The organism is Haloplanus litoreus, from assembly GCF_045690335.1.
Taxonomy (GTDB): Archaea; Halobacteriota; Halobacteria; order Halobacteriales; family Haloferacaceae; genus Haloplanus; species Haloplanus litoreus.
Window position 1 is genome coordinate 1,569,592 of the sequence record NZ_CP147874.1, and the last position, 23,683, is coordinate 1,593,274.

Consider the following 23,683-nt stretch of genomic DNA (forward strand, 5'->3'; position numbering starts at 1 on the left):
CTCCGTTCCACTCCTCGGCGTGGGCTCGGACTTATCGGTTCGACGGACCTTCGCCCTCGCCTTCGTCGCCCTCCTGGTGTTCGCCGCGGGGAGTTCCCTCGCTTTCGATCCGGTCGACGACGGCTCGCTCGGGCCCGGAACGCTCGACCGCCAGCCGTCGAACGCCACCGTCGTCAGCACCCAGGGCGTCCACTTCGCCGGTCAGGTCGACCGGTCACGACCCCCGCGACTCCTCTCGATCGACCCCGACGGCGACCTCCGGTGGCAGTACGAGGGCGACCACGGCGAGGGTGCGGGTGGCTGGTTCTACGACATCGACCCGCTGCCGAACGGCAACCTGCTGGTGGTGAGTCCTCGGGGCGGTGAGACGCTCGTCTACGAACTCGACCGTGAGACGCGTGAACGCGTCTGGACCGAGCGACTTCCCTTCCGGGACACTCACGACGTGGACCGCCTCGACGACGGTCGCCTGGTCGTCGCACACATGCGTGCCGACGTCGATAACGGCACCAGCCGGGATCGGATCGTCGTCTGGAATCGGTCCCGAAGCGAGGTCACGTGGGAGTGGCGCTTCGCGGATCACTTCCCAGCCGACACCGACGGCGGCGTCGACGACGACTGGACCCACGTCAACGATGTCGACCCGGTCGGCGAGGACCGCCTCCTGGTCTCGCCGCGGAACTTCGATCAGGTGCTCCTCATCAACCGCACCACCGGCGATATCGAGATGCGTCTCGGACGCGACGGGAACACCGACATTCTGCACGCCCAGCACAATCCCGACTACCTGCGCGGGCCGAACGGCACCCCGACGGTACTCGTCGCCGACAGCGAGAACGATCGGGTGGTCGAGTACGCCCGTCGCGGTGACTCCTGGGAGCGGACCTGGACGCTCACCGGTAACCTCACGTGGCCACGGGACGCCGACCGCCTGCCGAACGGGAACACGCTCGTCGTCGACAGCCTCGGCCACCGTGTCATCGAGGTGACGCCCACCGGCCGGATCGTCTGGGAGTTCTACGCCACGTGGGCGCCGTACGACGCCGAGCGGCTGGGCACGGGTGACGGATCGAACGGACCGACGGCGGTCGAACTGAACGAAACGGGGACCCACGTCGTCCACGGCGGGGCGGGGGAGTCACCCGGTGCCGGACGCCGGACACCCGACGCGTGGCTCGACCGGCACACCGATGGCCTGGCAATCGAGCGACCGGCAGCGGCGCTCGCGGCGTGGTGGGGGGCACCGGGCCCCGTGGTTCCGGCCCGTGTGGCTGTCGCCGTGGGGCTTTCTCGCGACCACCCTCGCCGTCGGCGTCGGCGTGACCTGGCTGACGGCGGAGGCGTACTGGCGGTGGGGTAGACGGATCACCGCGAGAGTTCGCGGCTAAGAGTGTGCTGCCGCCGAATTTCAGGCGATGCGGAACACTGTGAGCGTGGCGACGGTACTGCGATGAACACACGCCAGTCGGCCCGACGGTCGGCATCCCCGGCGAGAATCCGGTTCGACCCGACGCACGGGTTCGGTTCACCCCCGTAGTTGGCTCGCTTTCGAACGTTGGCGACTATAAACGCGTGCGGCGGATCGGGCCGCCCACCGAACAGCTTTATCGCCGCGGTGGACGAACGTGACCTATGACTCTCGACGTGGACATCCCCACCCCGCCCGAACTCGAACAGGTCGACCCGAACGAGTACGAGGATGCCGACGTGGTCGGGGACACCGACTACAAGCGGGACGAACTGGAGGCGTTGCTCCGGGACGGGGCCTGGGAGGAGGCGTTCACCGAGTGGGCCGAGGGGACGGCCCTCGACGGGGCGGAGTTCGACATCGTCACCGATCTGGACATGATCCAGCGGTTCGACTTCTTCTGGGACTCCTTCGCGGAGCGCGTCGGCTACCACGCGCCGGGCATCCCCGAGGACTGGAAGGAGCGTGGGTACCACCCCGACCTGGACTCGTGGGGGACGGTCTCCGGCATCAACGCGGCGATGACGGAACTCGGACAGATCGTCTGCGACGTCCTGAAAGACGAGTACATCGAGTGGGAGACGGAGTACGAGGCGCCGGACGACCTCCCCGATTTCGATTAGCCCTCGAGCGGAATCGAGAGCGTGACGACGGTCCCTCCGGATTCGGTGTCGGTCACCGAGAACGTCCCGCCGGCTTTGGTGACGATCCAGTGAATCTGCCAGAGACCTAGCCGCTCCGCGTGGTTGAGCGGCGTTTCGCCGCCGTCGAGCACGTCGACCTCCCGATTCGGTATTCCGGGGCCGTCGTCCTCGATTTCGACGTCGACCCACCTCCCCGCTCGCGTCTCGACGTGGATATCGACGGTCGGCGACGGGCCGGCGTTGTGGACGACGGCGTTCTCCACCGCCTCCTCGATGGCCGTAATCAGCCCACCGACGGCGACTTCGACCGGGTCGTCGGGGAGACTCACCGAGAACGTCGCCTCCGGATATCGGTCCTCGAACACGCTGACCAGTTGTTCGATACGCTCGTTCAGGACGAAGGATTCGGCCGACGACTCGGCAGTCGAGATGACCCGGTCGATCCGCCGCACCGAATCCGCGAGGTCCATCAGGTCGACGGCCGCCCGTTCGATCACCCCGAACGAGTCGAGCGAGTCGTCCACGTCGGCCACCTCTCGAAGCAACGCGACGTGGCCCTCGATCAGGTTCATCTTGTTTTTCAGGTTGTGACTGAGGACGCGATTCAACACCTGCAGCCGACGCTCCCTGATCTTGCGGCTGGTGATGTCCGTCTGGAAGCCGACGAAGTTCTCGACGTGCCCGTCGTCGTGAAGGGGTGCGATGTCGACTCGCTGCCAGAATCGTCGTCCGTTCTTGCGGTAGTTCACGATGTCGACGGCGACCGGCCGCTCGGCGTCGATCCGTTCCCGGAGCGCCCGGCGCGTCCTCGGATCGGTGTCCTCGCCCTGCAGGAACCGGCAGTTCTTCCCCAGTGCCTCGTCGCTGTCGTACCCCGTCAACGTCTGGAACCGCTCGTTCACGTAGACTATCGGGTTGTCGTCTCGGTCCGGATCAGTGATGACGATGCCCACCGGTGCCTCGTCCATCGCCCGCTCTTTCAGACGGAGTTCGTCGACCGTCGCCTCTAGCTCGGCGGACCGAGACCGGAGTTCGACGGCGGTCCGCCGCCGTTCGATCAGGTTCCCGATCCGGGACCGGAGTTCCGCCTTCTCCGCCGGGAGTTCGATCACGTCGTCGACGTGCTCCCAGACGGCCGTCTCGACCCCATCGTTCGCCTCGCCGGACACCAACAGCACGAACGGGAGGAACGCCTCGCCGGCGTCCTGTCCGGCCGCGACGACGTCCGCAACCCGGTCGAAGTCGGGTCCGCCCAGCCCACGCCGGTCGAACACACAGCAGTCGAACGCCCCGTCGAGGGTCGCCGGATCGGTCGACGCCGCGATCCGATACTGGGGACCGAGCGCCTCCGCCAGAAGTTCGCGGTCGGGACCGGGCCGCATAAACAGCAGCACCCGGAGCTCTTCGACGGCCGTCCGGCCGTCTTCGGGGCGCTCGGTCGTTCTCTCCTCACCTAGTTCGTTCGACATGTGGACGAATCGCGTTCGTAGTGTGGCTACACTTGACGCTGGAACCGTAAGAGTTCGCGTGTGTCGTTCGACTGTCCCGGCGCCGGTACCGTCCGTGTCCGTGCGTTCTACACGGGGCCGTTCGTGGCGTCGAACGGTCGGCTCTCGACGGATTCCCTGTGCGGCGAATCGAGCGCCGGGAACCCCCAACGTCGGGCCGACGGCGTCGACGAGACGACGCCCGGACCCGGCCTGCGACCGCGGGAGCGAGGACGGCGACGGGAGCGACGCGTGCATCGTCACGGTCGATATCGCTTCCGACCGACGCTCCACGGCGTGAGGGACGCGGATCAGGACTCCATCCGTTCGACGAGTCGTTCGAGTTCCGCGGCTCGGTCGTCGAGGGCGCGGTCACGCAGGCGGCGCTCCGTCCCCGTCGGACATTCGAGGTCGGGGACTGGGGTCGGCTCGCCGTCGTCGTCGACGGCGACGAAGGTGAAAAACGACGAGGTGGTGTCCCGCTCGGTGTCCTGCTGGGGGTTCTCCGCGCGTACCTCCACGTTCACCTCGATGCTGGTTCGGCCGGTCCCGTAGACGTAGGCCTCGACGACGACCACCTCGCCGAGGTCGATGGGGGTCTTGAAGTCGACGTGCTCCATCGACGCGGTGACGACGTCCTCGCCGGCGAAGCGCATGGCTGCGATGGCACCACAGACGTCCATCCAGTGTAGCACGGCCCCGCCGAGCACCCGCCCGTACGTGTTCGTGTCGTTCGGAAGGACGATTTCCGTCATCTCGGTGTGGGACTCCGCGAGCGTCGCTGGCTCACCTGCGGGCATGCTCCGAGGGTGACCCGGCGACGTGAAAAGTCCTCGCGATGCGGCGTGGCCGCCACCCGACCCCGACGCGGTGGCGCGGTCAGCGGTCTTCGTCGAAGTCGTCGATCCGCTCGGGTTCGAACTCGTCTTCCGGGCGCCCGGCCCTGTCGAGGACGCCGTCGCTGACGGTGATGGGGCAGTCCACCCGGACCGCGAGGGCGATGGCGTCGCTCGGCCGGGCGTCGAAGACGAACTTTCGGGCCTGGCCCTCGTCGTACTGCTCCACGTCGACCTTGGCGTAGAACGTGCCGTCAGCCAGGTCGTCGATCCGGATGCCGTCGACGGCGCCGCCGAACTCGGTGAGCATCTCGACCAGCAGGTCGTGTGTCAGCGGTCGCTCGAACGGTTCCCCCGACAGTCCGAGCTGGATCGCGCGCGCCTGATCGGCCGTGATGACGATGGGGAGGTACTCCGCTCTGGCGGCGAGGAGGACCGCGGGGACGTTCGACCCGTCCTCGCTCGTGCCCACCCCGATGCCGGTCACCTCGGCGGTGTGATCCATGCACGCCCGTTCGTGCGCGGAGTATGAATAGCTACGGGGCGAGCTACCGGCGGACGGAGAACGCCACGGCCACGATGACGAGGGCGAGGAGGCCGCCGAGGAAGAAGACGAGTCCCGGTGGCAGTCCCGCGCCCGCGGCGTCGGCCGCCGTCGGTGCCGCCTCGGTGCTCATCGTCCCCATACCGCCACCGCCGTCACCACCCGCGTCGGCGCCGCCGGTCCGTGCCAGCCCGGGCAACTCGCCGAACTGCCACTGGACGAGGAGGCTCGCGACGCCGAGCAGACCGACCGCACCCAGCAGGCGCTTCAGTGCGCTCTCCAAGCCGCCGCTTTCGGCTTCGCTCCCGGCGAACACCACGAGGGGTCGATCGGCCGGGGCGTACACCTTCATCTCCCGCCCCTTCTCGGAGTAGACCGTATCGATCACCTCGATGAGGTCCGCCTCCTCGAGGTTGCCGAGGTGGTACTGTGCGTTCTGGAGGGACGTGTCGACTCGGTCGGCCACGCGAGCGGGCGTGTCCGGGTCGTCGTGGAGGGTCGCGAGCACCTCGCGGGCCGTCTCCGAGGACAGCGCGGACAACAGGTCGTCCGCGTCCTCGCTGTCGAGGCCGATGACGCGCGGGTCCGCCTCGTCGGCCGCGGCGGTGTCGGGACGCGAGGGCAGCAAATCTGCCATGGGCGCCGGTACGACGCCCCCGGGTACAAAGCTTCCTCTCCCGACGAACACCCCGGTCCCGAGTGCGTCGGAGAGTCCCCGAAACCGCCGATATTGGCCGCCTCAAATCGTGAGAACGGCTCACAGCGAAAAAGGGTAAGTGGGTGGAGTCCCAACAGGTAACTGCAATGAGTAAACAAGAATCTGTCCGACAGCAGGCTGGTTCGGTCGAAGCGAGCGACGCCCTCCGCCTCGAACAGGAGAAGACACAGCAGCTCGTCGAGGCACTCAACACCGACCTCGCCGCGACCTACGTCCTCTACCACCAGCTGAAAAAGCACCACTGGAACGTCGAAGGTGCCGAGTTCCTCGACATCCACGAGTATCTCGGCGAGGCCGCCGCGGACGCCGAGGACGCCGCGGACGAACTCGCGGAGCGTGCCCAGGCGCTCGGCGGCGTCCCGCTCGCCGGCGGCAAGCGTCTCGAGGAGAACGCCCCCGTCGAGCCCGAGGGTGACGACGTCTACGACATCCGCACCTCGCTCCGGAACGACATGGAGATGTACGGGGACATCATCGAGACGGTGCGCGACCACGTCGAACTCGCCGAGGGACTCGGCGACCACGCCACCGCCGAGATGCTTCGCGAGCAGCTCATCACCCTCGAAGAGCACGCCCACCACCTCGAACACTACCTCGAAGACGACTCGCTCGTCCTCGAATCCGCCACGAACTAACCCCGACTGCTCCTGCTGACGGACGGCAGCCGGCCCCACCGGGCCGGCGTTCGACGCCGTCGGTTCTCTCTTACCCACACCTCGTGAGGTGTGCCCGCACGTTCCGCCGGCACCGCCTGCAGGTCGCGGCCGTCGTCGCCGCCCCGGACAGCACCGGGTAGTCCACCGACAGCTCCCCGTAGAGATAGCCGACGAGGTAGCGGTGGCCGAGTCCGACCTTCCCGTGTTCGCTGGTCGAGCCGTCGAGAAACTCCTGCCGTTCGCGGGCGACCGCCTCGCACCGGTCGAGGTGGTCGCCGAGACGGGCGTGGCGTTTCCGCAGGCCGTCGAAGTCGAGCGCTGTCAGCGGCGTCTCGTCGGCCGCGATCACCCACTCCCGCACCGAGGCGAACGCCTCGCACGCGGCGTCGAGGGACGCCGCCTCGCGCTCCAGCGCCGTCGCCATCGTCCGGAGTTGCCACCGCCGGTCGGTCGCCGACTCGATCACCCGTGTCTTGAACTGCGGGGTGAGCGCGGACCCCGTCGTCGGCGCCAGCGCCACCGCGACTTCCTCGCTCAGTTCGGCCGCCAGCGTCTCGAAGACCGACGCGCCGTCGTCGACGCCCTCGGTCTCTCGGACCGTCGCGTCGAACGCCTCACGGACCGCGGCACACCCCCCTCGGCGCGTCGTCGCGGCGAGTGTCGACCCAACGGGTCCCGGCGCCTCGCCGCCGGTGCCGCCGGTCGGCACGTCACGGACCCGGTCGGTGAACGCGTCGTAAGCGCGAAGTTTCGCCGTCACCGCGTCGCGTTCGTCCTCGACCACCGCTCTCGCCGCCGGCACGGGCGTGTCGAGGGTCACGGCTCGCCTCCCGCCGACGCGGCCGTGGCGCCGTCGGGGGCCCTCCCGATCGCTGCGAGCGTCGGCCGGCCCTCGTGGACGACCGGATCGGTCGACGCCAGCTCCGGGTCCCACCGCCGGAGCGCCGCCCGGTAGCGACGGGTCAGTCGCGCGGCCGCCGTGGCCGTCTCTCGATCCGGGAATCGTAATCCGGCGGCGGGAAACGGCTCCTCGCCCGTCCGGGCCGACGCGACGTGAAACCGCCCGTCGCCCGCCAACGCCTCGATGCGACGCCGCGTCTCACGGAGTCCCATGTGTCCCACCCCTCCGGGTCGCCTCGCCGATACGGCTCTCGGCCATGAGTTTAGGCTAGCCTAAAACATCATAAGCGTTTCGTCGCCCCGGCTACTCCACGACGAGGACGCGAAGGTCGTTGACGTTCGTCCCCGTCGGACCGGTGCTGATGACGGCCTCGCGGCCGCCGAGGTAGCCGAACGCATCGCTGCTTGCGAGCGCTCGGCGGGCAGTCCCCACGTCGTCGACGGTGTCGGCGTCGACGAGGGCGCCCGCGTAGTCGCTGCTGCCGTCGCGGCCGTCGGTGTCGACGCAGGCGAGGGTCGTTCCCGTGGGGAGTTCGATAGCCGCCGCGAGGGCGAAGTCGGCGTTCGGGCCGCCCACGCCGTCGCCGCGGACGGTAGCCGTCACCTCGCCGCCCGAGAGGACGACGGCCGGCGCCTCGACGGGGTTGCCCGTCGCGCCTACCTCCTCCGCCACGGCGACGTGGGTCAGGGCCGCCTCCCGGCCCTCACCCCGCACCGACGAGGAGAGGATACAGGTGTCGTACCCACGCCCGTCGGCCACCTCACGGGCGGCGTCGATGGCGGTAAAGCCGTCCGCGAGGACGTGGTTCCGGACCCGGTCGAACACCGGGTCGTCCGGTCCCGGCGTCTCCGGTCGGTCGCCCGCAGCACCGGCTTCTAGCCGCTCACGAACCGCCGCCGGCGGGTCGACACCGTAGCGCTCCAGGACGTCGAGAGCGTCGGCGTAGGTGGATTCGTCGGGTGCGGTCGGGCCGCTGGCGATGACGCTCAGATCGTTGCCGACGACGTCGCTGAACACCAGGCTCACGACGCAAGCGGGTGCGGCGAGTTCGGCGAGGCCGCCGCCTTTGAGCGTCGAGAGGTGTTTGCGCACCGCGTTGAGGTCGCCGATTTCGGCGCCCGCGTCGAGCAGTGCGTCGGTCGTCGACTGGAGGTCGGAGAGGGAGATGCCCTCCACCGGCGCCGGGAGGAGCGCGCTCCCGCCGCCGGTGATGGTCGTCAGGACCAGCGTTCGTTCGTCCGCCCGGGTGACGAGTTCACGGATGCGGTCGGTGCCGTCGACGCCTGCCCGACTCGGGACGGGGTGGTCGCCCCGGAGGCGTTCGATCCGGTCGCCCTCGCTCGGGTCCGGTGCGACGACGGCCCCGGCGTCGATTCGGTCGCCGAGGACGTTCTCCAGTGCCGTCGCCACGCCGTCGGCCGCTTTCCCGCCGCCCACGACGACGATGCGGTCCACGTCCGACAGGTCGTAGGCCGCCTCACCGACGCGGAGTCGGCCCTCGTCGAGGCGAACCGACTCGGCGACGACGCGGTCGGGTCTGGCGGCGTCGATGCCCGCACGGACGCAAGCGAGTGCCGTCTCCCGCCCGCGGGTCGATGCCAGCCGGCCTTCGTTCTCGATGGAGACCATACCCCGCCTCTCTCCGACAAGGGTAAAAAGCGTGCCCCAGTAGCGAGCGGTAATGAGCGACCACGGGGCGTCGACCGGTCGGGAGGGACGCGTTCGCGTCGTCGGCACGGCCCACGTCTCGGCCGATAGCGTTCGCGAGGTCGAGGAGACCATCGAGACGGAGCGACCCGACGTGGTCGCGGTGGAACTCGACGAAGGGCGCTACCGGCAGATGCAGGGCGAAACCCCGGACGACATCGAACCCGGCGACCTCCTGCGGGGCAACACCGTCTTCCAGTTTCTCGCCTACTGGATGCTCTCGTACGTCCAGTCGCGACTGGGCGAGAAGTTCGACATCCAGCCCGGTGCGGACATGATGGCCGCCGTCGACACCGCCGAGGACCTCGGCATCGACGTGGCCCTCGTCGACCGCGACATCCAGACGACGATCCAGCGGTTCTGGGCCCGGATGGGCGTCCTCGAAAAACTGCGGCTCGTCGGCGGCCTCGCCTTCGGCGTCACCGACGCCCGCGGGATCGGCCTCGCACTCGGCGTCTTCGCCGGCGTGATCGCCGGGCCACTCCTTGGCCTGTTCGGCCCGTCCCTCGGCGTCTCGACGCCACTTCTCACCCGGATCACGGGCGGCGTCTTCCTCGCCGTCGCCGTCGGCTTCGTCGCCCACATCGTCGCCGACGCGATGTTAGGCCCCGACGAGGCGCTCTTCGCGGCCGCCGGCGTCGGCGCCGCCGCCGGTCTCGTCGGCGGCGTCGGTCTCGGCCTCGCGAACGGCGTCGTCTCCTCGCTCGGCGCTTTCGTCCCCCGGGTCGTCGGTAGCCTCACCCTCGGCCTCGCCGGCGGCGTGACCGTCGGACTCCTCGGGGGGTTTCTCGCCGACCGCGCCGGCTACGGGGCCGCCGAGGCCGACGAACTCGACGACTTTGACGTCGCCGAACTCACCGATGCCGACGTGGTGAGCGTCATGATGGAGGAGTTTCGCGCTTTCAGCCCCGCCGGCGCCCGCGCGCTCATCGACGAACGTGACGCCTACATCGCCCACGAACTGATCGCTCTGCGCGAGGCGGGTCGGGACGTGGTGGCCATCGTCGGCGCGGGCCACCGCGAGGGCATCGAGGGCTACCTCGACGCACCCGAGACGCTCCCGCCCTGGGACTCGCTCGTGGGTACGGACTCCGGCGGCGGCGTGCCGTGGCTGAAAGCCGCGGGCGTCGCCGTCTCCCTCGGCTTCGTCGCTTTCTTCGTCCTCCTCGCGATGGCCGGCGTCCGCGACGGCTTCCTGCTTCGCCTCTTCGCCGCGTGGTTCGTCGTCAACGGCGTCTTCGCGGCCGGGCTCGCCAGACTCGCCGGCGCCCGGTGGTCGTCGACGGTCGTCGGCGGTCTCGTGGCGTGGATGACCTCGGTCAACCCGCTGCTCGCTCCGGGCTGGTTCACCGGCTACGTCGAACTCCGACACAACCCGGTCAACGTGGCCGACATCGGTCGCCTGAACGAACTCCTCGGCGACGAGGAGAAACCGATCCGACAGCTCGTCGGCGAGATGTTCGAGGTGCCCCTCTTCAAACTCATCATGGTCGTCGCGATGACGAACGTCGGCAGTATGATCGCCAGCCTGCTCTTTGCGGTGTACGTCCTGCCGCTGTTCGCCACCGAAATCGGCGGCATCGACGGCGTCACTCGGCTGATGATCCAGGGCGCCCGCAACAGCGCCGAACTCCTCTGGAGGATCGTCGCGTGAACATCCGGTTCAGTTCGCGCGAACTCCGGGATCTGGCCGTCGCGTGGATCGCCCTCGGTGTCGCCTTCGCCATCTTCTTCGCCGGCGGGGGGAGTGGAGCCGTCTCGATGCTCCTGAGCCAGGGTGTGGTGGGACCGCTCCTCGTCTCGCTCGTCACTGCCGGACTCGGCTTCCTGCTCCACGAACTCGCTCACAAGGTGGTCGCGGTCAGATTCGAGCAGATCGCCGAGTTCCGCGCCGACTACGGCATGCTCTTTCTCGCCGTGATGAGCGCCCTCGTCGGCTTCCTGTTCGCGGCGCCCGGCGCCGTCCACCACCGCGGCCGACTCACCAAGCGCGAACACGGGCTCATCGCCCTCGCCGGTCCCGCCACCAACGGCCTCCTCGCCGTCGTCTTCGCCCCGGTCTACGTCGCCGGGCTGATCGCTGGCTCACCGCTGCTCTCCCTGCTCGGCGGACGGGGCGTCGCCATCAACCTCTTTCTGGCGGCGTTCAACCTCATCCCGTTCGGGGCGCTCGACGGTCGGACCGTCCTCGACTGGAGCAAGGGCGTCTTCGCCCTCACCTTCGTCCCCGCCGCGGCCGTCGCCATCTACGTCGTGTTCGTCCTCGGCATCGGCTTCTAACGGATCACGGTTACGGGCGCCGGCGCCCGCCGTAGGACTCGCTCGGCGACGCTCCCGAGAAACAGCCGCGAGAGGCCGCTTCGACCGTGACTCCCCATCACGACGTGGTCCACGTCGTGGTCGGTCACGTACTCGACGATGGCCGGTCCCGGACTCCCGACGACAGTCTCCGTCCGCAGGTCGACGCCGGCCGCCGTCGCCTCCTCGCGCGCCCGGTCGAAGAGATCCTCGGCCGCCTCCTTCGCCGCGTCGTGCCACGCTTCCCCGCCCGAGAGGCCACCGACTTCCGCCCCGTAGACGACGTCGAGCGGGTCGATCACGTGCAGGGCGGTGAGCTCCGCGTCCGCCCAGCGGTCGAGCGCGTGATCGAGCGCTCGCATCGAGAGCTCCGAGTCGTCGAGTGGCACCAAGACGCGTGTCGGCATACCGCACAGTTCGGGGAGCCGAAGTATATATCCCGGGGCAGGGCGGAGGCCGTTTCGGTGGGTGCGCCAGTCACGTTGCAGCGCCGCTCGGTGACGGCGTGGACCGACACGGGCCGGTCTCTCCTCGAACCCATCTACGGCGCCAACGGCGGCGAGACACTCGCCGTCGGCGTCGGCGTGGCGGCCGCGGCCGTTGCCGCCGCCGTCGTGGTCGACCTGTTGGGACCGGTTGCGCGGTGCGAAGTTCCGAAGCCTTTTGCTGACTGACCGGTCAGTTATTGTGTGAACGGTGCCGACCCGGTCCCCGAACCGACCGACGACATCATGTGTGCGACCTATCGCGCCCTCTGCCGGCACGGCTACGCGGAGCTGACGATGCAGGACATCGCCGACGAATGGTCGAAGAGCAAGCCCGCCCTCCACTATCACTACGACACCAAGCGTGGCCTTCTGCTCGCCTTCCTCGACCACCTCTACGACGCATACACCGACCGCGTCGCGGCCCCCGACGAGGGGACGCCGCGCGCCCGCCTCGACGCGCTGATCGACGCCGCCCTCGACCCGCCGCGGGCGGACGCCCACCGCGAACTTCGGACGGCGCTGTTCGAGGTGAAGGCACAAGCCCCGTACGACGAGGCGTTTCGCGAACGGCTGGGGCGATTCGACGACTACCTCGACACCGAGATTCGCCGCGTCGTCGCCGAAGGCGTCGAGACGGGCACGTTCCGCGCCGACATCGATCCGTCGACGACGGCGACGCTCCTCCTCACCCTCGTCAACGGCGCGCACGCCCGCCGGGTCGCCCTCGGCACCGACGGCGGCGTTCGCGCGGCCATCGACGACTTCGTCGACGACCACCTCGGGGAGGCCGAGCCATGAGCCTCCGGGGCCTGTTCAAATCCCGCGAGGAGTTCGACCTGACCGAGGGTGACGTCGGTCGGCCCCTCTTCTATCTCTCCTTGCCCATCGTCGTCACGAACCTGCTCCAGACGGCGTACAACCTGGCGGACACCTTCTGGATCGGCCAGTACAGTACGGACGCCCTCGCCGCCATCAGCTTCGCTTTCCCGATGGTCTTCCTGATCATCTCGCTGGGCATGGGGCTGGCAGTGGCGGGGAGCATCCTCGTCGCCCAGTATACGGGTGCGGGCGAGAAACGGGAAGCCGAGTACGCCGCCTCCCAGACAGTCGGGTTCGCGGGCGCCGCCTCGCTGGTCCTCGGCGCCGTCGCCTACGTCTTCGTCGGTGACGTCCTCGCCCTCCTCGGTCCCGCCCCCGACGTGTTGCGCCTCGCCACCGGGTACATGGAGATCATCTCGCTGGGCATCTTCTTCATGTTCGGCTTCTTCGTCTTCATCTCGCTCATGCGGGGGTACGGGGACACGATCACCCCGATGCTCGTCATGCTCGGCTCCGTCGCACTCAACGTCGTCCTCGACCCCATCCTCATCTTCGGGTGGGGGCCGTTCCCGAGGTGGGGCATCGAGGGGGCGGCCATCGCCACCGTCTTCTCCAGAGGTCTGGCCCTCGCCGTCGGCCTCTGGATCATGATTACCGGCCGGCGGGGGGTCCGCATCCGACTCCGGAACGTGATTCCCGACCTGGAGTACGGCCGACGATTGGTTCGGATCGGCGTCCCGGCCTCCGTCGAGGGAACCGGACAGGCCGTCGCCATCAACCTCCTCATGTTCATCGTCGGCACCTTCTCGACGCCCGTGGTGGCGGCTTTCGGCATCGGTGTGCGTGTGTTCTCGGTCATCTTCCTGCCCGCCATCGCCGTCTCTCGGGGGGTCGAGACCATGTCGGGACAGAACATCGGCGCCGGCAAACCGGATCGTGCGGCGCTGACCGCGCGCGTCGCCGCCCGCACCACGTTCGTCGTCCTCGCCGTCGCGGGCGTGTTCACGTTCTTTTTCGCCGATCCCATCGTCGCGCTGTTCACGAACGACGACGCCGTGATCGAAGTCGGGGCCACGTTTCTCCGGTACGTGGCTCCCTCCTTCGGATTCATCGGCATCATGCGCTCGTACAACGGGGGCTTCCGCGGTGCGGGCAAGACACTGACCGCCGCGGCCATCGCGGTGGCGATGCTGGGCGGCGTCCGCCTGCCCATCGCCTGGGTCGCGTCGAGAGCCATGGGTCCGCCGGGGATCTGGTTGTCCTTCCTCGTCTCGAACGTCGTCGGAGCGATCATCGCCTACGTCTGGTTCCAGCGGGGTACCTGGCGGTCCGGCGACGCACGCGGCCCCCAGTCGACCGAACTCGTCGACGACCCGGCGGACGACTGATCCGGATCGGTGTCCCCGTCCACCGACCGTCGCCGTCACCGTGGTCGGCGACGGCCGGTACTGACTTACAGCCGACAGTATAAGTGGGACTCCGCCGTAGGTAGCGATACATGTCAACCGAACAATCACGGGATCCATCCTTTCGGATCTCCGACCGCACGGCACCCTCGGCGACGGTCGTCGCTGGCTTCTCCGCGTTCGGTCTCGCTGGCCTCACCGCCGCGGACTACCTCGTGGACCACCTCGACCTGGAGCGGACGGGCCACGTCACCGCCGACTCCCTCCCGTCGATCACCCCGTTCGAGTCGGGGCGCCCTCGGCACCACTCCCGCTTTTTCTCCCGTCCCGATATCGATCTGACAGTCTTCGTCAACGAACTCTTCTTGCCCACCTGGGCCGCCGATCCCTTCGCCGAGGCGTTGCTCGACTGGACCGACGACCACGACGTGTCGGAGATTCTGGTGCTCTCCGGGATCCCGTACGCTCACGGTCCGGACGCTCACGAGACGTTCTACGTCGCCTCCGACGACTACCGCGAGCACCGCCTCGCCGGCACCGAACTCGATCCGATGGGGAAGGGCTTTCTCGACGGCGTCAACGGGGCGCTCATGTATCGCGGCATCGAGTCCGCCCTCCGGACTGCCGTGTTCATCACGCCCGTCCACGCCCAGGTTCCCGACGTGCCCGCCGCGATCCGACTCATCGAGGCGTTCGACCGGGTCTACGACCTCGGCGTCGACGCCGCACCACTGGAGGAGTTCGCCCACAACGTCGAACAGTACTACCAAGACCTCGCTACTCGCCTCGCGGCGGCCGACGAGCGACAGGCGCCCGAGGACCGGATGTATATGTGATCACAGCCAGCCTTCCGACCGGAAGTACTGGAGCATGACCCCCGCCGTGAGCGCCATCCCCAACAGGACCGCCGGATAGCCGAACCGCCACTCGAGTTCGGGCATGTTGAACGGACCACCGCCGAAGTTCATCCCGTAGACCCCGACCACGAACGTCAGCGGCAGGATGATCGTCGCGACGACGGTCAGACGCTTCATCACCTCGTTGGTCGACTGCGAGAGCGTGTTGAGATAGATGTCGCGGGCACCACTCGCCAAGTCGCGATACGTCTCGACGAGTTCGACGTGCTGGACCAGGTGGTCGTAGACGTCGCGGTAGTACTTCTCCGTCGCCTCCTGGACGTGATCCGCGTCGCCCCGCGAGAGCACGCCCATCGCGTCGCGGGTCGGCCAGACGATCCGTCGGATCGAGAGGAGCTCCCGCCGGAGACTGTTGAGGATCTCCAGGGTCTCCGTGTCGGGCTCGTCGATGATCCGATCCTCGACGGCTTCGATGTCCCGTCCGATTTCGTCGAGGATGGCGAAGTACTCGTCGACGATGGCGTCGAGGATGCGGTAGGCGGTGAAGTCGGCATCCCGTCCGAGCAGTCGTGGCTCCTCGCGACGGATCCGATCCCAGACCGTCCCGACGGCCCCCGTCTCCTCGGTGGCCACGGTCACGATCCAGTCGTGACCGAAGAACAGGCCGACCGGCTGGTCGCGGATCTCCTCTTCGAACGTCGTCTCGCCCCCCCTGAGGTGGGCGCTCTTGACGAGGACGAACGTGTGATCCGGGAACACTTCCACCTTGGGGGAGGCGTTGCCCCGTACGTCCTCGATTTCGAGGCTGTGGAGGTCGAAGGCGACGCTCACCTGATCGAGTTCGCTCTCGGTCGGCGCCGAGACGCGGGTCCAGGTCGTTCCGGCCGCGACGCGTGCGGACTGGAGCGAATCAGCGTCCCATCCCTCGCGAATCTCGACGGTGTCGTCCTCGTAGACGATGGTCCGGACGGTCACGTGGCCGTCCCCCTTCGATCACCGATCGCGGCCAGCGTGATGCCGACCATGATCGCAGTGAGCGAGAACGCCCGGCCCGGATAGGTGACGAGCGTCCCCACGACGTAGCCACAGAGGCCGGCGACGGACAACCCGGCTCCGGCGAGGAACGTTCGGTCCATGCGTACCACTCCCGCGGCGACCACCAAATACCCCGGCCGTCGCAAACGGTGTGTTTTTGCCGTCGGCCCACGGCGTGTCGCGCATGAGCGACGACGACGAGGAGGAACTCACGTACGCTGCTACCGGCGTCGACATCGCCGAGAGCGAGGCGGCCACGGCCGCCCTCGTCGGTGCCGTCGGCGAGAGCGAGGGCGACTACGCGGGGCTCCTCGACATCGGCGACCGGTATCTGGGGCTGGCGACCGACGGCGTCGGGACGAAACTCCTCGTCGCCGAGGCACTCGGCGACTACTCCACCGTCGGCATCGACTGCATCGCGATGAACGCGAACGACCTCGTCGCCGCGGGCGTCCGCCCGGTCGCCTTCGTCGACTACCTCGCGGTCGACGAACCCGACGAACGCTTCGCCGAACAGATCGGCGCGGGCCTCGCCGACGGTGCCGAACGCGCCGACATCGAACTGATCGGCGGCGAGACGGCGGTGATGCCGGAAGTCGTCTCGGGGCTGGACCTCGCCGGAACTTGTGCCGGGCTCGCGGCAAAAGAGGCCATCTTCCCGGGGAGCGCCGAGGTGGGCGACGCCCTCGTCGGCGTGCCCTCGTCGGGGATCCACTCGAACGGCCTCACGTTGGCCCGGTCGGCCGTCACGCGTCGGGGCGAGTACACCGACCCCTGTCCGTTCGGCGACTACGACCGCCTCGGCGACGCTCTGCTCGAACCGACCCGAATCTACACGGACCTCCTCGACCCGATGCGGGCCCACGGCGTCAACGCCGCGGCCCACGTCACGGGCGGCGGATGGACGAACCTCGACCGTCTCGGTGACGCGCGCTACGTCGTCGACGATCCGTTCGACCCGCAACCGGTGTTCGACTTCGTTCAGGAGGCCGGGAACGTCTCCGACGAGGAGATGCACCGCACGTTCAACATGGGTACGGGCTTCGTCGCGGCGCTCGATCCGGCGGACGCCGAATCGCTGGCGACGGCGGTCGACGGTCGGGTGATCGGCCGCGTCGACGAGGGGCAAGGCATCTCCATCCGAGGACTGGAGCTGTAGCGAGCAGGTGCCGGCTGCGGATCCGGGACGGGGTCGACACGCGACGGCGGACCGGTCCCGGGCGAGCGGTCAGGACACGCAGTGGGGTGGCCGTCCACCCCGTGAAAAATTCTAGGACAGTTCGGCGGCGATGTCGGCTTCGGTGATGATGCCGACCGCCTCCCCGCTCTCGGTCACGATGACTGCTTTGTAGTAGTCGAGCAGGTTGCTGATCTTGTCGACCGAGTCCTCCCGCGAGACGGTCGGAAACTGCTCGCTCATGATCTCCGCGACGGCCTTCTGCCCGACGTTCTCGCCCTCGTGGCGGATATCGCTGAAGCTGATCGATCCGACGGGCAGACCGTTTTGTAACACCGGTAACTGCGAGAAGGCCGCCTCTTCCATCCGGCGTTCGGCGTCGGCGACGGAGTCGTCCGGAGCGACGCTCACCAGCGTCTCGTTCATCAGATCTTCCGCGCGAACGACGCCCCCCTCCGCCTCGTCGAGGGCGGCGACGATGCGTCTGAGCGTCGACAGTCGTGGGTCCACGTCACCACCCTCGATTCGGGCGATCAACGGCTGGGAGACGTCCGCCATCTCCGCGAGCGCGCTCTGTGTCAGATCCAAGGACGTCCGCCGTTCCCGCAGATCCTGCGGCGTCGGTAGGTCCATGGAGCCAGATAACTATCGGTTATTAAAATTACTTTCGACCGGCGTGCCGTGCGGCCGAGCCGGTCGGCCCCCAAGACTTATGTGAAATCTGACGAGACTTCTTCCGGTATGCCCGAGTGCCAGAATTGTGGTGAGTTCGTCACACGAGATTACGCCCGGGTGTTTACGCCGAACGGTGTCGAGGACCCGCGCGTCTGTCCCCGCTGTGAAGACATGGTCCGCGACGGTGCCGACGTCCGCGACGCTCGCTCCCCCCGCAACTCCTGACTTCGTCGCCGTCGCTTCCCTGCCGCGAGTGGAAGGGGCGGGAATCGAACCACGCGAAGCCATGCGCCGACCGGAATCGGTCGACAACCCCGTCGGTGCCCGTCGCCGTTCGCCCGCGGTGGGCGTCGGCGGGGCACGACCGACGGCGTGCGCTCTACCACTGAGCCACCCTTCCACCTCGAAACTACGCCGACGAGTCACTAATACGCACCGACCGGGGTACCGAATCTCCGTCTCGCCCCGGAATGCGTCGGGTCGCAGTGTCGGCGTCCGTCCGCTCAGCGTCAAGGCGGCAGAACGAGGCTCACGACGCTTCCCGACGATTCGTCCCCGCTGAAGACAACCTCGCCGCCGGCGGCCGTGACTGTCCAGTGAATCAGCCAGAGACCCAGTCCGCTCCCGTGCTCGAGGGGGGTTTCGATCCCCTTGCGCAGTACTTCGCGTTCCGTCTCCGGAATCCCCGGTCCGTTGTCGGCGACGTGGATGCGTGTGTACTCGTCGTCACCGCTGTCCGTCTCGACGGTCACGCGTACCCACGGCTGTTCGGCGTCGTTGTGCTGAATGGCGTTTTCCAGCAGGTTCTGGACGGCGATGGTGAGCAGTTTCGCGTTCGGGACGGTTACCGTCGTCCTCGGCGGTAGTTCGGATTCGACGACGGCGTTCGGGTGCGCCGTTCGCACCCGCTCGACGAGCGGCGCCAGGTGATCGTTCAGGACGACCGTTTCGGTCGTCTCGCCGACGTAATCCGCCGTCTCGACCAGTAGTCGGACCTGTTCTCCGAGTTCGACCAGGCTCTCTCCCGTGGTGGTGATCCGCTCCCCGGCGGCCGCCACCTCCTCGTCGTCGCTCTCCGCCAGGCGATCCGCCCACCCCGTGATGATGTTCATCCGGTTGCGCAGGTTGTGGCGCAACACCCGGTTGGCGACTTTCAGCCGCTGCTCGTACCGGTGTCGATCCGTCACGTTGCGATAACGGATGACGTAGCCCACGACCCTGTCGTGGTGGTCTGATAGCGTCGACCGGCTGACGTCGTAGACGCGTTGCTGTCGGTCGATCACCGTCGTCAGCGTGGCGCCGTTGACCGTCTCGAGTTCTTCCCCGCCGTCCGTCCGCGGGAGGTGGTTCCGAATCGGCTCTCCCTCGGCCGGATCCTCGAGAATCTTCGCCGCGGTCGGATTGTACATGACGATCCGTTCCTCCTCGTCGAGGACGACGAACCCATCGTCGGTTTCGGCGATGATTCGCTTTCGGGCGACTGGCACGCGTTCGAGTAGGTCGAATCGGAACAGCGCCAGGCCGAAACAGGGGCCGGTGATGAGGAACGCAAACGGCGTGAAATCTACCGCCGGGAGTGGGTGCCAGTTCAATCCCAGCGAGAAGGCCGCGTTCGCCACCAGCGGCGGCACCGCCCCGACGACCAGCAGTCCCGCTTGCGTCCGGTACAGCGTCGACCGCAGCGTCGCGACGAAGAGAAGGCCGAACCCTACCGGCGTTACGATGTACGCGTAGGCGATGTGGAAGAGGTAGCCCGGACCGAAGGCCAGATCCAGTGCCTCGAGCGCCCCGTAAGAGACCAGCGTCGCCTCGTGCCAGACGAGCCCGTGTGAGGGATTCGTGAGGGTCAGCAGACCGAAGACGACCGGATCGATGACCATGAGCGCTCGGACGGGTCGGGTGAGCCACGCGTCGCGGTTCGCGTACTGCACCGCGAAGAGGAACCACAGCGTCGGCACCGGCCCACCGACGGCGAGGGCGAGGCGCTGCCAGGCGAGTTGGGCGTCGAGCGTGGTAAACCCGAGCTGAACACCGTAGACGAGTGCCCAGCCGCCGAGCGCCGTGATGAGGCCGAGAAACGCCTTCGCGCCGGGTTCGGTCCGGTGTTCCCACGCCGCGACAGCGATGACGAAAAACAGGCCGGCGGCGGCGATACCGACGACCGTGTACAGCGACGGATCCCAGACCACTCTCTGACGGTAGCGTGAATCCGATACAAAAGCGCTTTGGCGGAGGTGACGGCTGGTGGACAGCTACTGGAAACCGATCCGGCCGCCGCTCCCGCGTTCGGCGAAGCTCTCGCCGCCGCCGCCCTTGAACTGCTCCTCGATGCGCTCGTAGTAGTCCATGATGTCGTCGGTGATGGTTGGCCGGACGTTCTCCATCGCCTCCCTGAAGTGGCGCATCTCCACTTCCTCGGCGTCGTCGTCCTCGCGGAGCGCAACCATCGCCGCCTCGCGGGCGATGCTCTCCAGATCGGAGCCGACGTAGCCGTCGGTGATCTCCGCGATCTCGCGCAGGCTCACGTCCGGCGCCAGCGGCGAGTTCTGCGTGTGGATCTTCAGGATCTGCTCGCGGCCTTCCTGTTCGGGCTCGCCGATGAAGACGAGGCGGTCGAACCGCCCCGAGCGGAGGAGCGCGGGATCGATCATGTCCGGTCGGTTGGTCGCGCCGATGACCATCACGTTACCCATCTCCTCCAGCCCGTCGAGTTCGGTCAGGAGCTGGTTGACGACGCGCTCGGAGACGTTGTTCCCGACCTCGTTGCCCCGCGAGGGGGCGAGCGAGTCGAGTTCGTCGAAGAAGATGACCGTCGGGGCCACCTGTCGGGCCTTCCGGAAGGTCTGCCGGATCGCCTTTTCGGACTCGCCGACCCACTTCGAGAGCAGTTGCGGGCCGCGCACGCTGATGAAGTTGGCGTTGGTCTCGTTGGCGACGGCCTTCGCCATCAGCGTCTTCCCCGTCCCCGGCGGGCCGTACAGGAGGACGCCCTTCGGTGGCTCGATCCCCATGCGGTCGAACTTCTGTGGCGAGGACAGCGGCCACTCGACGGCCTCCTTGACCTTCTGTTTGGGGTCGTCGAGGCCGCCCACGTCGTCCCACGTGATCTTCGGGAGTTCCACCAGCACCTCCCGCATGGCGGAGGGTTCCACCTCGCCCAGCGCGCCGCCGAAGTCGTCGCGCTTGACGATCATCCGGTCGATCAGGCTCGGCGGGATGTCCTCCTCGTCGAGGTCGATTTCGGGGAGGTAGCGCCGGAGCGCTTTCATCGCGGCCTCCTTGGTGAGGCTCTCGATGTCGGCCCCGACGAAGCCGTGGGTCTCGTCGGCGAGGTGATCGAGGCTCACGTCGTCCGACAGCGGCATCCCGCGGGTGTGGATCTGGAGGATTTCCTTCCGGCCTTCCTCGTCGGGGACGCCGATCTCGATTTCGCGGTCGAACCGCCCTGGCCGCCGCAGGGCGGGGTCGACGCTGTCGACGCGGTTCGTCGCCGCGATGACGATGACCTGGCCGCGGGTCTCCAGGCCGTCCATCATCGTCAGCAACTGGGCAACGACACGACGTTCGACCTCGCCGGTCACGTCCTCACGCTTGGGCGCGATGGAGTCGAGTTCGTCGATGAAGATGATCGACGGCGACTCGTCTTTGGCGTCCTCGAAGATCTCGCGTAACTGCTGTTCGGACTCGCCGTAGTATTTGGAGATGATCTCGGGGCCCGCGATGGAGAAGAAACTCGCGGACGTCTCGTTGGCGACGGCCTTCGCGAGGAGGGTCTTCCCCGTCCCCGGCGGGCCGTGGAGGAGGACGCCCTGCGGGGGTTCGATCCCCAGTTTCTTGAAGATCTGCGGGTGCTTCATCGGGAGTTCGACCATCTCCCGGACCCGCTGGATCTCGTTTTGCAGGCCGCCGATGTCTTCGTACGTGATGCCGCCGCCGGTCTTCTCGAACCCGGAGATCGGTTCCTCGCGGAGTTCGACCTCCGTGTCCTCGGTGACCAGACAGACGCCGTCCGGGTCGGTTTCGACGGCGATCAGCGGGATGGCCTGCCCGGGCGAGCGCATGAACGGGTGGTTCGTGCTGCTCATGACGGGCACGATGTCGCGTTCGACCACCGGCCGCTTCAGGATCTGTCGCTTGACCATCCCCGCCGCGTCGGAGCCGAACTGCACGCTCGCCTCCTCCGGCGGTGCGAGGACGAGTTTCTCGGCCTTCGTCGCCTCCGCCTTGCGGATGGTGACGCGCTCACCGATGCCTACGTCGGCGTTCTGCCGCGTGAACCCGTCGATCCGAACGGTATCGGTGTTCCAGTCCTGTCGGTCTGCGCGCCACACCTTCGCAGCGGTCGTGTCGGCCCCCTCGATTTCGATGATGTCACCTGGCGACAGTTTCAGGTGGAGCAGCGTGTCGGGGTCCAGTCGGGCGATACCGCGTCCCGAATCGTTCGGGTACGCTTTCGCCACTTCGAGTTGCACTTCGTTCATGATGTACCCGCGAGGATGGTGGTGTTTGAGCGGTGGCGGGGGATAAGTTTGTTGTTACCCTGAACCCCGGGGCCCGGGTTCGCGGCAAACTGTGTCATGATGTAGCATACGTGTGCGGCGGTACAAACCCTTGCCGATCCGGGGACGGTCGCAAGCCGTTTGCCCGTCGAGTGCGAGCGACGGAGTATGCACACGCTCGCGTTCGACGGCCGTCTGGGAGCGAGCGGCGATATGCTCCTCGGCGCCCTGATCGCCGCCGGCGCCGATCCGACCGCCCTCGACCCCGTCGAGGCCGCACTCGACGTTCGCTACCTGGTCGAACCCACGACGAAGGCCGGCATCGACGCGACGTCCGTCGACGTGATCGTCGACGGCGACGGTGACGAGGCGGCCCACGACCACAGTCACGACCACGACCACAGTCACGACCACGACCACAGTCACGACCACGACCACAGTCACGCCGAGGGCGCCGGTCCCCTCCGCACCTACCCGGAGGTCGTCGCTCTCGTCGAGGGGATGGATCTCCGTCCCCCGGTCGAACGTGACGCCCTCGCGGTCTTCCGTCGTCTCGGCGAGGCGGAGGCGGCGGTCCACGGCACCGACCTCGACGAGACCCACTTTCACGAGGTGGGTGCCGACGACGCCGTCGCGGACGTGGTCGGTACGTGTCTTCTCCTCGATGATCTCGGAGTCGAGCGGATCGTGACGGCGCCCGTCGCGGTCGGCGGGGGCACCGTCTCGATGAGTCACGGCACCTATCCGGTGCCGGCTCCCGCGGTGACCGAACTCCTCACCGACGCCGACTGGTCGATCCGTGGCGGTCCCGTCGAACGCGAACTCCTCACGCCGACGGGCGCGGCCATCCTCGCCGAACTCGCCGAGGGCGTCGACCGACTCCCGACTCTCGACGTCGACGCCACCGGCTACGGCGCCGGCGACGCGGACTTCCCCGATCACCCGAACGTCCTCCGAGCGATCGTGGGCGACGGAGGGGGCGGCCTGCGCAGCGAGTCTATCTCGGTGCTGGAAACCACCCTCGACGACGCCACGCCGGAGGTGCTCGGGAGTTTACACGAGACGCTCGGCGACGCGGGCGCCCTCGACGTGTCGGTCGTTCCGACGACGATGAAGAAGTCGCGGCCGGGCCACCTCGTCAAGGTCGTCGTCGACCCGACGGACGCCGAGCGCGTCGCCCGGCGACTCGCCGAGGAGACGGGGACGCTCGGCGTCCGTGAGGGCAGCGCCGGACACCGCTGGATCGCGGACCGTGCGATGGAGACGGTCACCCTCGACGTCGACGGCGAGGACTACGCGGTGGGGGTGAAAGTCGCGAGCGACGCCGACGGACGCGTCTACGACGTGAGCGCGGAGTACGACGACGCTCTCGCCGTCGCCCGGGCGACCGACCTGTCGGTTCGCGAGGTGTTGTGGCGGGCCGAGCGTGTGGCCCGGGAGTAGGCGACACCGTTTCGATCCCTCGCGA

The 23,683-nt window shown here is 68.0% G+C and carries 25 protein-coding genes and 1 tRNA gene; 12 read left to right on the forward strand and 14 right to left on the reverse strand.

Annotated features, from left to right (window positions below):
• The first annotated feature begins 19 nt into the window (after window positions 1-19).
• Window positions 20-1,360 carry an aryl-sulfate sulfotransferase gene (locus V8686_RS08410; protein WP_379703537.1) on the forward strand — a complete coding sequence of 447 codons (1,341 nt, stop codon included), beginning with the start codon at window positions 20-22 and terminating at the stop codon, window positions 1,358-1,360.
• A 272-nt stretch (window positions 1,361-1,632) separates the two neighbouring features.
• On the forward strand, window positions 1,633-2,091 hold the full coding sequence (locus V8686_RS08415; protein ID WP_379703538.1) for a hypothetical protein: 459 nt from the start codon (window positions 1,633-1,635) through the stop codon (window positions 2,089-2,091).
• On the opposite strand, the gene V8686_RS08420 is transcribed toward V8686_RS08415, so the two are convergent.
• The 4 genes from V8686_RS08420 to V8686_RS08435 all read right to left on the reverse strand — a co-directional run bounded on the left by V8686_RS08420 (window position 2,088) and on the right by V8686_RS08435 (window position 5,616).
• The gene (locus tag V8686_RS08420; protein ID WP_379703539.1) at window positions 2,088-3,581 is read right to left on the reverse strand and encodes a PAS domain-containing protein; all 1,494 of its coding nucleotides are present in this window, start codon (window positions 3,579-3,581) and stop codon (window positions 2,088-2,090) included. The two genes, V8686_RS08415 and V8686_RS08420, sit on opposite strands and share 4 nt — an antisense overlap.
• Window positions 3,582-3,910: 329 nt before the next feature.
• Entirely contained in the window at window positions 3,911-4,399 is a 489-nt protein-coding gene (locus V8686_RS08425; RefSeq protein ID WP_379703540.1) for an acyl-CoA thioesterase, read from the reverse strand.
• 79 nt (window positions 4,400-4,478) lie between these two features.
• Window positions 4,479-4,940, reverse strand: coding sequence for a bifunctional nuclease family protein (locus V8686_RS08430; RefSeq protein ID WP_379703541.1), 462 nt, complete (start codon window positions 4,938-4,940; stop codon window positions 4,479-4,481).
• Window positions 4,941-4,983: 43 nt separating this feature from the next.
• On the reverse strand, window positions 4,984-5,616 hold the full coding sequence (locus V8686_RS08435; protein WP_379703542.1) for an ArsR/SmtB family transcription factor: 633 nt from the start codon (window positions 5,614-5,616) through the stop codon (window positions 4,984-4,986).
• A 167-nt stretch (window positions 5,617-5,783) separates the two neighbouring features.
• On the opposite strand from V8686_RS08435, the gene dpsA reads away from it, so the two are divergent.
• Window positions 5,784-6,332 (forward strand): DNA starvation/stationary phase protection protein DpsA, encoded by a 549-nt coding sequence (gene dpsA / locus V8686_RS08440; protein WP_379703543.1) that lies wholly within the window; start codon window positions 5,784-5,786, stop codon window positions 6,330-6,332.
• A gap of 70 nt (window positions 6,333-6,402) precedes the next feature.
• Here the strand turns inward: dpsA and V8686_RS08445 are convergent, their stop codons facing one another.
• The 3 genes from V8686_RS08445 to V8686_RS08455 all read right to left on the reverse strand — a co-directional run bounded on the left by V8686_RS08445 (window position 6,403) and on the right by V8686_RS08455 (window position 8,883).
• Window positions 6,403-7,173, reverse strand: coding sequence for a DUF7260 family protein (locus tag V8686_RS08445; protein WP_379703544.1), 771 nt, complete (start codon window positions 7,171-7,173; stop codon window positions 6,403-6,405).
• Window positions 7,170-7,466, reverse strand: coding sequence for a DUF7552 domain-containing protein (locus V8686_RS08450; protein ID WP_379703545.1), 297 nt, complete (start codon window positions 7,464-7,466; stop codon window positions 7,170-7,172). Before V8686_RS08450 ends, V8686_RS08445 begins: the two co-directional genes overlap by 4 nt.
• A 91-nt stretch (window positions 7,467-7,557) precedes the next feature.
• Entirely contained in the window at window positions 7,558-8,883 is a 1,326-nt protein-coding gene (locus V8686_RS08455) for a glycerate kinase type-2 family protein (protein ID WP_379703546.1), read from the reverse strand.
• Between the two features lie 52 nt (window positions 8,884-8,935).
• Between V8686_RS08455 and V8686_RS08460 the strand changes: the two genes are divergently transcribed.
• Both V8686_RS08460 and V8686_RS08465 read left to right on the forward strand, forming a co-directional pair.
• Entirely contained in the window at window positions 8,936-10,615 is a 1,680-nt protein-coding gene (locus tag V8686_RS08460; RefSeq protein ID WP_379703547.1) for a TraB/GumN family protein, read from the forward strand.
• Window positions 10,612-11,241, forward strand: coding sequence for a zinc metalloprotease (locus tag V8686_RS08465; RefSeq protein WP_379703548.1), 630 nt, complete (start codon window positions 10,612-10,614; stop codon window positions 11,239-11,241). Before V8686_RS08460 ends, V8686_RS08465 begins: the two co-directional genes overlap by 4 nt.
• Here V8686_RS08465 and V8686_RS08470 read toward each other — a convergent pair.
• On the reverse strand, window positions 11,238-11,666 hold the full coding sequence (locus V8686_RS08470) for a universal stress protein (protein WP_379703549.1): 429 nt from the start codon (window positions 11,664-11,666) through the stop codon (window positions 11,238-11,240). The genes V8686_RS08465 and V8686_RS08470 overlap by 4 nt on opposite strands.
• 57 nt (window positions 11,667-11,723) lie before the next feature.
• Between V8686_RS08470 and V8686_RS08475 the strand changes: the two genes are divergently transcribed.
• The 4 genes from V8686_RS08475 to V8686_RS08490 all read left to right on the forward strand — a co-directional run bounded on the left by V8686_RS08475 (window position 11,724) and on the right by V8686_RS08490 (window position 14,808).
• Window positions 11,724-11,933, forward strand: a complete 210-nt coding sequence (locus V8686_RS08475; protein WP_379703550.1) for a hypothetical protein — start codon at window positions 11,724-11,726, stop codon at window positions 11,931-11,933.
• A 15-nt stretch (window positions 11,934-11,948) separates the two neighbouring features.
• Window positions 11,949-12,545 (forward strand): TetR/AcrR family transcriptional regulator, encoded by a 597-nt coding sequence (locus V8686_RS08480; protein ID WP_379703551.1) that lies wholly within the window; start codon window positions 11,949-11,951, stop codon window positions 12,543-12,545.
• The gene (locus V8686_RS08485; RefSeq protein WP_379703552.1) at window positions 12,542-13,954 is read left to right on the forward strand and encodes an MATE family efflux transporter; all 1,413 of its coding nucleotides are present in this window, start codon (window positions 12,542-12,544) and stop codon (window positions 13,952-13,954) included. Before V8686_RS08480 ends, V8686_RS08485 begins: the two co-directional genes overlap by 4 nt.
• Window positions 13,955-14,064: 110 nt before the next feature.
• Window positions 14,065-14,808, forward strand: coding sequence for a proteasome assembly chaperone family protein (locus V8686_RS08490; RefSeq protein ID WP_379703553.1), 744 nt, complete (start codon window positions 14,065-14,067; stop codon window positions 14,806-14,808).
• Here the strand turns inward: V8686_RS08490 and corA are convergent, their stop codons facing one another.
• Window positions 14,809-15,804 (reverse strand): magnesium/cobalt transporter CorA, encoded by a 996-nt coding sequence (gene corA / locus V8686_RS08495; RefSeq protein ID WP_379703554.1) that lies wholly within the window; start codon window positions 15,802-15,804, stop codon window positions 14,809-14,811.
• Window positions 15,801-15,965 carry a hypothetical protein gene (locus tag V8686_RS08500; protein ID WP_379703555.1) on the reverse strand — a complete coding sequence of 55 codons (165 nt, stop codon included), beginning with the start codon at window positions 15,963-15,965 and terminating at the stop codon, window positions 15,801-15,803. Before V8686_RS08500 ends, corA begins: the two co-directional genes overlap by 4 nt.
• Window positions 15,966-16,048: 83 nt before the next feature.
• On the opposite strand from V8686_RS08500, the gene purM reads away from it, so the two are divergent.
• Window positions 16,049-17,023, forward strand: a complete 975-nt coding sequence (gene purM / locus V8686_RS08505; protein ID WP_379703556.1) for a phosphoribosylformylglycinamidine cyclo-ligase — start codon at window positions 16,049-16,051, stop codon at window positions 17,021-17,023.
• A gap of 111 nt (window positions 17,024-17,134) precedes the next feature.
• On the opposite strand, the gene V8686_RS08510 is transcribed toward purM, so the two are convergent.
• Window positions 17,135-17,674 carry a CBS domain-containing protein gene (locus tag V8686_RS08510; RefSeq protein ID WP_379703557.1) on the reverse strand — a complete coding sequence of 180 codons (540 nt, stop codon included), beginning with the start codon at window positions 17,672-17,674 and terminating at the stop codon, window positions 17,135-17,137.
• 108 nt (window positions 17,675-17,782) lie between these two features.
• On the opposite strand from V8686_RS08510, the gene V8686_RS08515 reads away from it, so the two are divergent.
• Entirely contained in the window at window positions 17,783-17,941 is a 159-nt protein-coding gene (locus V8686_RS08515) for a DUF7563 family protein (RefSeq protein ID WP_379703558.1), read from the forward strand.
• 29 nt (window positions 17,942-17,970) lie between these two features.
• On the opposite strand, the gene V8686_RS08520 is transcribed toward V8686_RS08515, so the two are convergent.
• The 3 genes from V8686_RS08520 to V8686_RS08530 all read right to left on the reverse strand — a co-directional run bounded on the left by V8686_RS08520 (window position 17,971) and on the right by V8686_RS08530 (window position 22,197).
• Window positions 17,971-18,116 (reverse strand) — tRNA-OTHER (locus V8686_RS08520).
• Between the two features lie 109 nt (window positions 18,117-18,225).
• On the reverse strand, window positions 18,226-19,905 hold the full coding sequence (locus V8686_RS08525) for a histidine kinase N-terminal 7TM domain-containing protein (RefSeq protein ID WP_379703559.1): 1,680 nt from the start codon (window positions 19,903-19,905) through the stop codon (window positions 18,226-18,228).
• A gap of 63 nt (window positions 19,906-19,968) precedes the next feature.
• The gene (locus tag V8686_RS08530; RefSeq protein WP_379703560.1) at window positions 19,969-22,197 is read right to left on the reverse strand and encodes a CDC48 family AAA ATPase; all 2,229 of its coding nucleotides are present in this window, start codon (window positions 22,195-22,197) and stop codon (window positions 19,969-19,971) included.
• Between the two features lie 186 nt (window positions 22,198-22,383).
• Between V8686_RS08530 and larC the strand changes: the two genes are divergently transcribed.
• On the forward strand, window positions 22,384-23,658 hold the full coding sequence (gene larC, locus V8686_RS08535) for a nickel pincer cofactor biosynthesis protein LarC (protein ID WP_379703561.1): 1,275 nt from the start codon (window positions 22,384-22,386) through the stop codon (window positions 23,656-23,658).
• Window positions 23,659-23,683 lie beyond the last annotated feature (25 nt).